Source organism: Prevotella amnii DSM 23384 = JCM 14753 (genome assembly GCF_000378745.1).
GTDB classification, from domain to species: Bacteria; Bacteroidota; Bacteroidia; order Bacteroidales; family Bacteroidaceae; genus Prevotella; species Prevotella amnii.
The window spans coordinates 1-11,195 of sequence record NZ_KB905313.1 but is presented as its reverse complement, the minus strand read 5'-3'; the positions used below and the strand labels follow the sequence as shown (position 1 = coordinate 11,195).

General features: G+C 39.5%; 6 protein-coding genes and 4 pseudogenes. 3 read left to right on the top strand and 7 right to left on the bottom strand.

All coding sequences use genetic code 11. The features are described 5' to 3' along the window. Nucleotides 1-506: 506 nt before the first annotated feature. The 3 genes and pseudogenes from F596_RS11940 to F596_RS12185 form a co-directional block, all read right to left on the bottom strand. Nucleotides 507-854, bottom strand: a pseudogene (locus F596_RS11940) (plasmid mobilization protein); the annotation flags it as partial. 421 nt (nucleotides 855-1,275) lie between these two features. Beyond that, nucleotides 1,276-1,570 (bottom strand): annotated as a pseudogene (locus F596_RS11640) (IS1380 family transposase); the annotation flags it as partial. A gap of 701 nt (nucleotides 1,571-2,271) precedes the next feature. Next, the gene (locus F596_RS12185; protein ID WP_238292966.1) at nucleotides 2,272-2,586 is read right to left on the bottom strand and encodes a hypothetical protein; all 315 of its coding nucleotides are present in this window, start codon (nucleotides 2,584-2,586) and stop codon (nucleotides 2,272-2,274) included. 120 nt (nucleotides 2,587-2,706) lie between these two features. On the opposite strand from F596_RS12185, the gene F596_RS0109860 reads away from it, so the two are divergent. Beyond that, nucleotides 2,707-5,364, top strand: coding sequence for an Ig-like domain-containing protein (locus F596_RS0109860; RefSeq protein WP_248621435.1), 2,658 nt, complete (start codon nucleotides 2,707-2,709; stop codon nucleotides 5,362-5,364). Here the strand turns inward: F596_RS0109860 and F596_RS0109855 are convergent. Beyond that, nucleotides 5,356-6,336 (bottom strand): IS982 family transposase, encoded by a 981-nt coding sequence (locus tag F596_RS0109855; RefSeq protein WP_019036818.1) that lies wholly within the window; start codon nucleotides 6,334-6,336, stop codon nucleotides 5,356-5,358. The genes F596_RS0109860 and F596_RS0109855 overlap by 9 nt on opposite strands. A 60-nt stretch (nucleotides 6,337-6,396) precedes the next feature. On the opposite strand from F596_RS0109855, the gene F596_RS0109850 reads away from it, so the two are divergent. Further along, nucleotides 6,397-8,406 carry an AIPR family protein gene (locus tag F596_RS0109850; protein ID WP_019036817.1) on the top strand — a complete coding sequence of 670 codons (2,010 nt, stop codon included), beginning with the start codon at nucleotides 6,397-6,399 and terminating at the stop codon, nucleotides 8,404-8,406. Between the two features lie 117 nt (nucleotides 8,407-8,523). Then, nucleotides 8,524-9,216 carry a hypothetical protein gene (locus tag F596_RS0109845; protein WP_238292986.1) on the top strand — a complete coding sequence of 231 codons (693 nt, stop codon included), beginning with the start codon at nucleotides 8,524-8,526 and terminating at the stop codon, nucleotides 9,214-9,216. Nucleotides 9,217-9,344: 128 nt separating this feature from the next. Here the strand turns inward: F596_RS0109845 and F596_RS11930 are convergent. The 3 genes and pseudogenes from F596_RS11930 to F596_RS0109830 form a co-directional block, all read right to left on the bottom strand. Next, nucleotides 9,345-9,569: pseudogene (locus tag F596_RS11930) on the bottom strand (IS982 family transposase); the annotation flags it as partial. Nucleotides 9,570-9,717: 148 nt separating this feature from the next. Continuing rightward, nucleotides 9,718-10,772: pseudogene (locus F596_RS11145) on the bottom strand (IS5 family transposase). 148 nt (nucleotides 10,773-10,920) lie between these two features. Next, the coding region (locus F596_RS0109830; protein WP_019036815.1) for a transposase at nucleotides 10,921-11,195 on the bottom strand (275 nt) is incomplete at its 5' end.

Genomic DNA, 11,195 nt, shown 5'->3' with positions numbered 1-11,195 from the left:
AGGTATATACTTTTTCTTAAACTAACAAATTATTATAAGAAAAAAACTAAGAAAATTTTGAAAAGAAACTCTTTTTGAAAAGTATAAGAAGACTACACATTATATATATAGATAACAGAGCAAGAAAACCATACTGCTTAAAACATAAACCAAACGAAACCTAAAAAAGAGAGAAGCATACAAAAATGTTTATTTTTTTTATTTCAAAAACAATCACACAACATTCTACGCTGCTTTCTTAAAGCATTTACACTTAGGCACTTACAGCACGCAAAGAAAAACGTCAACTTTTGGTGAGTAAAAGGTGATGTTTTGCATTCGAAGATAATATCTAAAATACAACTTATTGAAAATAAAGGAGTTACCTTGTCGGCATAACTGAATAGGTAACGATTTGGAAACGAGCGAGCTACTTGGCTTTGCTGTTTTCTGCCTAACAAAGAACGCTTGTTATTCTGTCTGCAAAGATAATATTTTGTTACCGAATAACAAGCGTTTTTGATGAGATATTCTTCTTTCTGCACTTTTCTAATGCGATTTTTGATAGGGTTATAATCCTCGTCCTTGAGCTTAATGAGGTTGGAAACCTGCCCATAGAACCTTCCTGTATGTTGAAGAATGGCAATGGCTTCCCTCTCATTGTCTGTCATCTTGGGAACGGCTGTTATCTCGCCGTTAAGGAGTATTTCCCGACAATAATCGGAGAACTTCCGCCCTGTATTTTCCGCCTTTGATTTGATACGCTACCTTTCCTCTAAGGTACATCTTACTTTGATGAACTCCGTTTTGTTCATCCTCTGTTCTTCTTTATCCTGTTGCTGCCATCGGGCAGCTTTTCCCTTATATCTGTTCATATAAGTTTCCTTGAAAGTTTATCATTGTAGATGATTCGTTGTTGCTTAATTCCCGAACACTGACCGATGAGAACGGAGTGATTACGGTCTAATCTCCCCGACAGTCTAACGAGGGGAGCTGGGCGCAGTTTGTGGGTACAAACTGATGTCTTGTTGGTGTCTGCTAACGAAACGTTTACGCACAAGGCGTTTTGCTGCTTGAAAGTGAATGCTGTGCTTTCCGAGCCTGAAAGCATTCATGTCCCCCAACGAACAAACACACATTCTCTTAGCAGAAACTTTACTTTTTTATATTGTATTTAGAAATAAAAATACTAACTTTGCGACTATTAATAATCCCTTAAATTCAAGGGCTTATGATAAAGTATGTAATCCAAGCAAAGAAAAATCCGCTTAAAAAGAATGAAATGAAGTATTATGGGTCAGTAGTATAGAAATCGTAGGTCTTGCCCATATCTGATGTGTATGAAATGTTTTCTTGCGTCAACTCCTTTATCGCTCTGAGGATAGTATCAGAGCTACAAGTGCTAAGTGTCGGATGAAGCGAGAGGTGGTTCATCAAATGAGTAGTGCCATCCTGGGCTACATGAACCGCCACAGAAGTAGATACTCTTGAGAGAATAAATGATTTCGCTGTACTGATAGCCGAACGATCTACACCTTAGACCGATGGTTGAGTCGATTACAGATGATAATGTGGAACCAAATTGCTCCATGATTGAAAATAATCCACCAAAAGGAGTGATCTCTCATATTTAATTTATATCTTCGCCATGTCTATCGTCGGATTCTCTTGTTTTTTTTGCAACACTAATATAAGAGAAAATTCTGACATAGCAAAATCCTAAGCAACTTTTTGTTGCTCAGGTACTTAAAAAGTTTAATTTATAATAGTGTTGCGGAATTAAGGAACCTAAATATTTTCATCTCTATGATTCAGAAAACATTATTATTATTTATCTTGATGGTCAACCTCGTCGCATTGCATTGTGGTGCTGAAGTGTTACAGCCGTCAACCACTTTGCCTAGTGATGGGTGTCCCGAACATCTTTACGTCATTACCAATGGCAACGGCTATAGCATGAATGTGCTAACTGCTCCTACACAGACGGATGCAAACTGCGGTTTGTTTGCCTTCTATGCCGTTGACGGAAAGACTGGAAGCTACTATATTTACAGCTTCGGCGCCAAGAAGTGGCTCACCTATACAGTTGGCGCATCGTATGAAACAGGTACAGCGTTCCTTACGCTCAGCGATCAGAAAAACGAACAATGCTATTTTGTTACTTCGTCCGTCGGTAACGGTAGCTACGAAATTTCACCTGTCACGGCACAAGGAGACAAGGCTGCATTATACTTCAACTGGTTTGAGGGCATAGGTGCAAGCAACCCTTTGGACGGCAAGCTGTCCGTAGGACTATGGACCGATAGTGGCAATCGGGACAACGGAAGTAAGTGGAACATCAAAGAAATGGTACGCCATAGCTATACCGTCAAGGTAAGTGGAGCGGAAAAGATACAAATCAAGGGTGAGTACTATGCCTCTGGTAACGTCTACACCACCTTGCAACCACTGCAGCAAGCCGATATTGTCGCACCACGTCAAACAGGCAAGTTTGCCGTTATATCCATCAACGACGCATTGCATCGCATCACGGTAGCTTATGCCAATACTCCCGTGCAGCCTGCTGTTGTCACTTATGCCAATGCCGCGGTGTACCCTGCACAGCAAAACAACGTTGGAGTGGCTGTCACAACTAAGAAGAAAGGGGTGTACACCTTGAGCAACAATGTGTTGGCTGCCTCGTTCATGAAAGTAGACGGACAACTGTATTTTGCCGGATGCAAAGCCATGAGCCTGCAACCGGGCACCGAACTCTTTGTAGTAACTTTTGGTAATGGCATGCGTGTTCCTGCCTCAGCCATGAAATTAAGGAGCGTTGAACTCGTAGACTTGCCTGCCAACCCACAAGCGGTGGGTGGTGCGGAACATTATCCTGGTAAGGCATTGGTGGCAAAGTATGAATACAAGTTTGGTGATACCACCCTGCAAATGGTATGGAAAGCCGTACTAAGGGACGGTAGTCACTATCTACGAAGCGAAATAGAGATAACTGGCATGAGCGATGTAGATATGCACAGCGTGACACCTCTTTTATATATAGTAGATACAAAAGCCGCTGGTAGTGTGCCACAAGTAGTGGGAAACACCCGTGGTGCTGTGATTTTGAGCAATCAGTTGTTTGCAGGATTGGAGAATCCCGTAGGATACAACTCCGTGGGAAATGCAGTAGGAAGCGACCATGCGTACGAGTTGGTGAGCAACAAAGAGGAGAACTTGCAGGTGGCATCATGGTTGATGGTTGATGAGGCTCGTTTGCCCATGCGAGTAATTGAAGCTACTGGTGCAGCTTATCCGCAGGTTTGTGCCTATACCATGCACGACATTGTATTGAAGAAGAATCAAAAGGTGTCGGTAATGGTCAGCTATACAGGTGGATCGCACCGATTAAACTTGGGTGGGGCCGACTTGCTGGATGCTCACGGCGACGTTGCTGCCAGCGATTATCACAAGGGGTATACGGGTACTACCCAGAAAGATAATGCGTTTTCTTTTATTGCTCCTTACGATGGAGCATTTGACTTGCGTGTCTTTGCGGAGACAAAGACCGAGACGATAACGGCTACCAGCAAACTGACAGTAGCCATTTTCTCGCCCAAGGAAAACATCGTAGCGCAACAAAACTTGGTGCCAATACAGGGACTTTGGGGTAGAAACACTACCTTGAAAAATGGAGAAACGTGGAAAATATCAGGTGTTGTGGGATTAGTTGCGCAAGATGGGCAACAAGCCAATAATGACATAGATAAAACACAGAAACGCCGTTCGTTCCTTGCTTACTCCGAACGTGAGCGCGCTGTACCATGGCATTCAAACCCAGTTTACATCTCATGGTACGAACTGAACATTGATCGCAACAACGCTTTAGACCCCACAGGCAACATGAAAGCCAGTCAGGTGCTGAACATTCTTAATCAATGGAAAGAAAAACTCTACGACCGTTACGGTGTAGCTCCCAACAGTTTTGTGATTGATGATGGATGGGACAATTACGGCACGTGGACGTTTCATGCAGGCTTTCCCAACGAATTGCGCGACATTGCAGCCAAAGCAGCTACAATGGGTGCTGGCGTTGGCGCATGGTTAGGACCCGTTGGTGGGTATGGACAAAGCGGAGAATATCGCAGAAACTATTGGAAAGACAAAGGGGGCATGATGCTTTCAAACCCTGCTTACTACAAAGTATTCTTGGATGCGGCTACCAATCTCACTAAACATAACGGAAACTTCTACTTCTTTAAGTTCGATGGCATCTCCGCACAGTTCTCTGCAACAGGTCCAGACAAGGGCGATGTAGGCAACGAAAATGCTGAAGGTATTATTCGCTTGGAGCGTTATGTGCGTGAAAACCTCAAGCGCGATATCTTTTTCAACACTACGGTAGGTACCTGGGCCAGTCCTTTTTGGTATCATTTTACGGATGCTACTTGGCGACAGGAGGGCGATTATGGAACCATTGGTAATAATGCCATTGACCGAGAAAACTGGATTACTTATCGAGACAGACTGGTGTACCAAAACTATGTGGCGAGTTCACCGCTGTGTCCTATCAATACCTTGATGACTCATGGGTTCATTCTCACCCGCTTTGGACAGGTGAGCAAGAATATGGACTATGAGGCATGCAGACGTGAATTGCGTTGCGCCTTTGCATGTGGTTCGGGTATGGTGGAACTATACAACGACTATGCCTTGATGAACAACATCGCTGACGGCAAACTGTGGAGCGACTTGGCAGAGTGCATACAATGGCAGAAACGAAATGCCGATGTCTTACCTGATATACATTGGGTTGGTGGTAATCCTTGGAATGGCGTCAAAACAGCGGTTTATGGTTGGGCTGCATGGAATGGAACAAAGTCGGTGTTAACGCTTCGCAATGGTGGAAATGATGAGCAAACATACCAGTTTACACTTCGTGAGGCGCTTAATATTCCTGCCAACGTGAATGGAAGTGTAGTGTTGCATAAATCATTTGGAGAACAAGCTGCTTTGGTTGGGCTGAAAGAAGGTGTACCCATTGACATAGACCGCTCACTTATCGTAAAACTACCAGGCAGCAGCGTGTATAGTTTCGAAGGCTTGGACGCATCGGTGTCTGCCGTAAATGTGACATCCATCGCCCTTGTCGCTGAGCGTGATGATAGGCAGGTGGAAGAAGGCAAGACCTTTGTGCTGCGAACCGATGTGTTGCCCACCGATGCTACTTATCCCACCTGTACGTGGACATCGAGTGACATAGAGACGGCAACCGTGTACAACGGTTGTGTAAAAGGACTGAAGCCAGGAAAGGTAATGATAAAAGCGACGGCATTGGACGGCTCGGGCGTGGAGACAGAAATCGAGATAGAAGTAGTGAAGGCTACCCCGTTGGCGGAATTAATTTAGTGCATACTTAATTCTGCCAATGGGCCTGTTGTTAATGAAGTTTACATATTGCAGAATGGTGAGTGCACTAATTTTTCCAATGATTCTGGCAAACAAACCATTCGTTATTTTCGCATAGTTTCTGATGACCAAGAACTGGTCTGTAAGTTGTGAGAATAGTGTTTCTATCCTTTTTCTTGCCTTTGCAAACGGAATGAATGTCGGTTTCCAGTCCTTTTGGTTGTGCCTATACGGACACTCCAGTCTTATGTGTGCAGTATCGAACAAGTCAAGCTGTACGTCAGCTCCAACATACCCCTTGTCGCCATAGATGTTACAGTCGTGATAAGTATGTTTTACATCTTTCATGTATTGGAGGTCAGCCACACTTGCTTTTGACAAATCGTAGGAATGGATAACTCCACTTAACCCACATAGAGCGTGTAACTTATAGCCAAAATAGTATGTATTCTGCGAAGCACAGAAACCGAAGTCGGGAGCTTTAGAGAAATCTCCAGTACGCCCCATCTTACAACGTTTTCCTCTTGCCACCCTACAGACCTCTATTGGCTTGGAGGCAACAAAGAACTGTTCCTCTCCGCCATCCATTTCCATGGCTATCCTCTTGCGCAGTTCCTCACACAAGCCAGCGGTTTTCTTCCTGCGGTCATTGAACTGCCTCCTTGATATTAGATTGGGAATGTTGTCCTTGTACTCTTGCAATTTATAGTCGAACAACCACTTCTCACTATCAATGCTCTCTGTCTCTGCCGTCAGCGACAATGCCACTACTTCCAAATCCGAAAACTTAGGAACATGACCACGGCGTGGAATGTTACCATTTTCATTGACGAGATTTTCAGAGAATTGCTTGCATATCTCAAGTATTTTGACGAATTTTGTATAAAGGTTGTACATACGATGGTTTGAACTTAATATATAGAATACCACCAAGTTACTAAAAACCAACGACGTGTGCAACTTTTTATTCATATTTATCAACTTAAATTAATCCCGACAACGGGTGCTGTGTAATATATAATTTTCGACTTTATGGATATACGTGAATTTGCACAAGCTTTTCTCAACGAAGTAAAAGCATCAGTTGAAATGAATGATACTGATTATGACCAAGAACTTGCTTCTCTTATTTTTGAATATATGGAAGATAATGGTGAGGTAAATAACCCTGAAATATATTCTTTTCAGAAAACAAGAACACGTATTACGGCATATGATTATAATGATGAAGCTGAGTCTTTGGACTTATTTTATTTGATTAAGGCTGATACATTGTTGGGGAAAATTAATAATAATAAGGTACAGCAAGGTTATAATTACCTTATGGCTTTTTATCATGAAGCAATGCACGATCAGCTATTCAAAGGACAAAATATCCAACCTACTGATGAAATCATCGAAGTAGCTAAGCTTGTGAAAAGTACTAAAGGCAATATCAGCCAGTTAAGAGTCTATATTATAACAGATGGATTGACAGATCCAACCGCATCTATTGCTCCTGAGGAAAATGAAGAAGAAGGATTTGTCATAGAGTATAATATTTGGGATATGTGGCGGGTATATCAGCAGCATAATATTAAAACAGGTAAAGAAAAGGTAGAAATAGATTTTGCAATAAATTATAACACAGAACTACAATGTCTTAAAATGAACGAGGGGAACCCATTTGTAGAAGCTTATCTTGCTATTATGCCAGGTATTGTGTTGGCGAAAATTTACAAGCAATATCAACAGGTTTTATTAGAGAAGAATGTTAGAACGTTCTTGCAATTTAAAGGGAATGTAAATAAAGGTATTCGGAAAACTTTGCGTGAAAAGCCAGACATGTTCTTTTCTTACAATAATGGTATTTCTACAACAGCAACAGGAATAGAAATAGAAAAACGAGGACGAGCCTTCTTTATAAAGCGTCTGTACAATTGGCAAATCGTTAATGGAGCTCAAACAACAGCTTCTATAGCAGCTTGTATCAATGATAAAGATGTAGACTTAACCAAAGTATTTGTACTTATGAAAATAAGTGTCATCAATGACAAGGAAAACAGCGAGAATATAATAAAAGAGATTTCAACTTCTGCCAATAGTCAAACGGCAATAAAAAATTCAGATTTTTCAGCAAATGATCCTTATTTGGTAGGTTTAGAAAATATGAGTCGTTCTGAATGGGTTCCTAATGGAAAGCAACGTCCTATATGTAAGTGGTATTTTGAACGTACTCGTGGACAATATTTTGATCAACTCGCACAATTAAATGGATATAATGAAAAAATTTTCAAGATAGAATATCCTAAACGACAAAAAATAACCAAAACAGATATTGCAAAATATGAAATGGCATGGAATCAACAACCTTTTGATGTTTGTCGTGGAGCAGAACAGAATTATGCTCTTTTTGTTGCTACCATTAAGAAAGAAAAGCCAACTGTCACTACAACATATTTTAAGAAGGTTATAGCTAAGGGAATTTTGTTTAATACCATTGACGCTATTGTAAAATCAAAGAAACTTGGTGGCTATAAGGCAAATATGAATGCTTACGTAATGGCTTCAATTTCCTTTTTATCAAATAAAAAAATAGATTTCTCTTATATATGGGAACATCAACGAGTTCAGCAAAGTTTAATAGATAGAATCACTGAATTGATACCTATCGTTTGGCGTCATTTTACAGATAATATTCAGAATGTAGATGTTGGATATTGGTCAAAACGTGCAGACTGTTGGAATCGCTTGAAATTAATATTAGATAATTTAAACAAAATAGAAGAAAGGGTTCTTTTGTCAGAATCCAATGATGGAAATTTACATCTTAACGAAGTGCAGCAAGGTTGTATTTCAGATGCAGAAGCGATTGAACCTACATTTTGGTTTGCATTAGCAAATTGGGCAAAATCTCATGATGTACTTACCCCCATGGAGATAAAGGCTGCTTTTAATTTTGGAACAATGCGATCGAGAAATCGTAAAATCAATTCGCTTAAGCAAGCACAGTTTGCACTTAAAATAGTAGAGAAAGCTCAAGAAATGGGGTTTAAAGAATAATAACACGATTGCAATATTAACTTCTATGACGCTAAAAATGAAAGTTATGGGATAATGTCTATATAGTTCTCAACTTAGTAAATGTACTTAAATGTACTATAAAATTTTACTTTGGCAATGTACATGTTCTTTAAAGGAGAAAATACAAAAGATATTGAAGAAAAAAAGAGACAACGGTCTGTATCAAAGAAGTTAAGAGTTATTTTCCCTGATGGGGAAACGATCTGTTACTCAAGTTCTAAAGTAACATATATTGAAACTCTTAAAAAGATTGGCACAGATAATTTTGATGAAATAAACATCGAGGTATGTCATTTGCCTTTATTCACAAAAGAAATATATCCTCAATATAAGGATGATATGGAAATGGTTGATAATGGATGGTATGTAAATACGAGAGGGGGAGTTTACAATAAAGCTGCTCAACTGAAAATTATCTCAGAACAGTTTAATATTGGTTTGACAGTAGATGTAAGTGCTGACTTTAAAGGAGAGAGAGTTTCTCGTGGTAGTAAAAACTTGTTAGTTTTGCAGATAACTTTTCCAGATGGAACTGTCATTGGAGAAGAAAACACAACAGAAACGTTTATGCAATGTGTATGGAAAATAGGTATAGAAAAAGTTAGACAACTGAATCTGTTACATGGTGGAAAGCCATTGATTACACACAATAAACAATATAATAATCAAATACATATAGATAGCAATAAATGGCTTTTAGTTCCAAGTGCGACAAAAGATAAGGTGAAACTTCTTAAAGTAATGAATATTATGCTTCATCTTAATATGGATATATTATTTATATCTTAATTAGGGTCTGCTAATTAACTATAACTATCTGACAACTAACTGTTTATATTATATAAAATTTGGTCAATTCGCGCAAAAAGAATACCTTTGGAATGTTAAAACATTCAAGAATTGACCCGTTGACGGAATTAATTTAGTGCATACTTAATTCTGCCAATGGGCTTGTTGTTAATGAGGTTTACGTATTGCAGGATGGTGATCGCACTAATTTTGCCAATGATTCTGGCAAACAAACCATTCGTTATTTTCGCATAATTTCTGATGACCAAGAATTGGTCTGTAAGTTGTGAGAATAGTGTTTCAATCCTTTTTCTTGCCTTTGCAAACGGAATGAATGTCGGTTTCCAATCCTTTTAGTTGTGCCGATATGGGCATGCCGAGACCTCTGCAAAACCTTCTCTTCCTATCATAAATTCACTTATAACCACATTAAATCTAAAAATAAAGCCTATCTAAGGAGCAAAAGGGTTTATATACCCCCTATTAATATATATTTCTCTCTTATTTGAGAGAATTGGACACAATTATCCCAGGAGTTCGATAAAGATTGTATGCAACAGCCTCCATAATATGTTGTGCATGTGTCTTTGTCAAACCCGCATATCTTGCCACTCCTGCATGAAACCATCTATGCATAGAACCAAAAGTACGCTCAACTCTATATCTAATCTTACTTATACTAGCATTGATACGTTGCTCCCTTTCTGTAATCTTCTTGCCCTAACTCCTCTGTATATGATTCTGCTCTTGAGCTTCATCCGAGTAAGTATTTCCTTGTTCTCTGAAGAGTTATAGCCTTTATCGGCATAGACAGGTGTTCTAACAGGAAGATTGGCTTTCTGTAAAGGAGTTTCAAAATGTTTGATGTCACTTTCGTTGGCGGCAGTTGTGTCCTCTGCCAGAATCAAACCATTCTCGTCAATCACAGTATGTCGCTTATAACCTAAGTGAAGTTTGCTCATCTTCTTAATCCATCTTGCATCTCCATCAACGTTTGGCTTAACAACTTCCTTGACTATTGCTTTTTCTGAACTATCACGACCGTCTGCTTCATTACGGTCTTCCACTACTTCATACTACTTGAGTCCATGCGGACGGCGTGGAGTATCGGTAATGCTCGCATCGATAATAGCACAACACTTAACGATGACACTTTTAGACTCAAGTTGCCGATTGATTTCATTGAGAACCATATCATAAAGTTCTGCTTCAACCAAGGTGTTGCGAAAGCGGCAAACTGTAGTACTGTCGGGAGCAGTATCTTCTAAACCCAAGCCAACAAAACGACTGAAAGAAAGACGATCGTTTACTTGTTCCTCTACTTCACCATCACTAAAACAATACCATGTACAAAGAAGTTCTATCTTGAATAAAATCAAGCTGTCATAACTTGGACGACCTGTTGATTTATAATCTTTGGTATAAGCTATTTCTATGATACCACGGATAGGTGTCCAATAGATTAATTTATCTATTTGGGAAAAGAAGGTCTACTTGACCTTACGCTGACCGAGGACGACATCGGCAAAACTGGGAGAAGAAAGAGTTTGTTTCATACCATAAAGGTACAAAAATATGATGAAATGAGCAAATCTTAGGATAAGAGTTTTGCAGAGGTCTCAAATAAGGAAAAATAATAATAAAAACAAGTGTAAATATGGTTTGTGAAACAAAATAACACTTAAAATATTATATAGTCGTCCCTTAAAAACTATATTTCAGCATAAAGTTTGTACTGACAAGCTTTATGCTGATTCTTTTTATAAGGCACAAAAGAGCTCTCATAGCTCTTTTGAAGTTATATGCTGCCGCAGCTAATAATACATTGATAGCATCTCCTTTCACACCTTTATAAAAGTTGCGAGATAATCGGTGGTCTGCTTTAAGATGTCCTATTGTTGGTTCTATACCTGCTCGTTTACAAAATAGTTTGTGTTTCTTTTTCTTTTGGTAGTAGCTGTCTTTAGCTTTAGGAACGT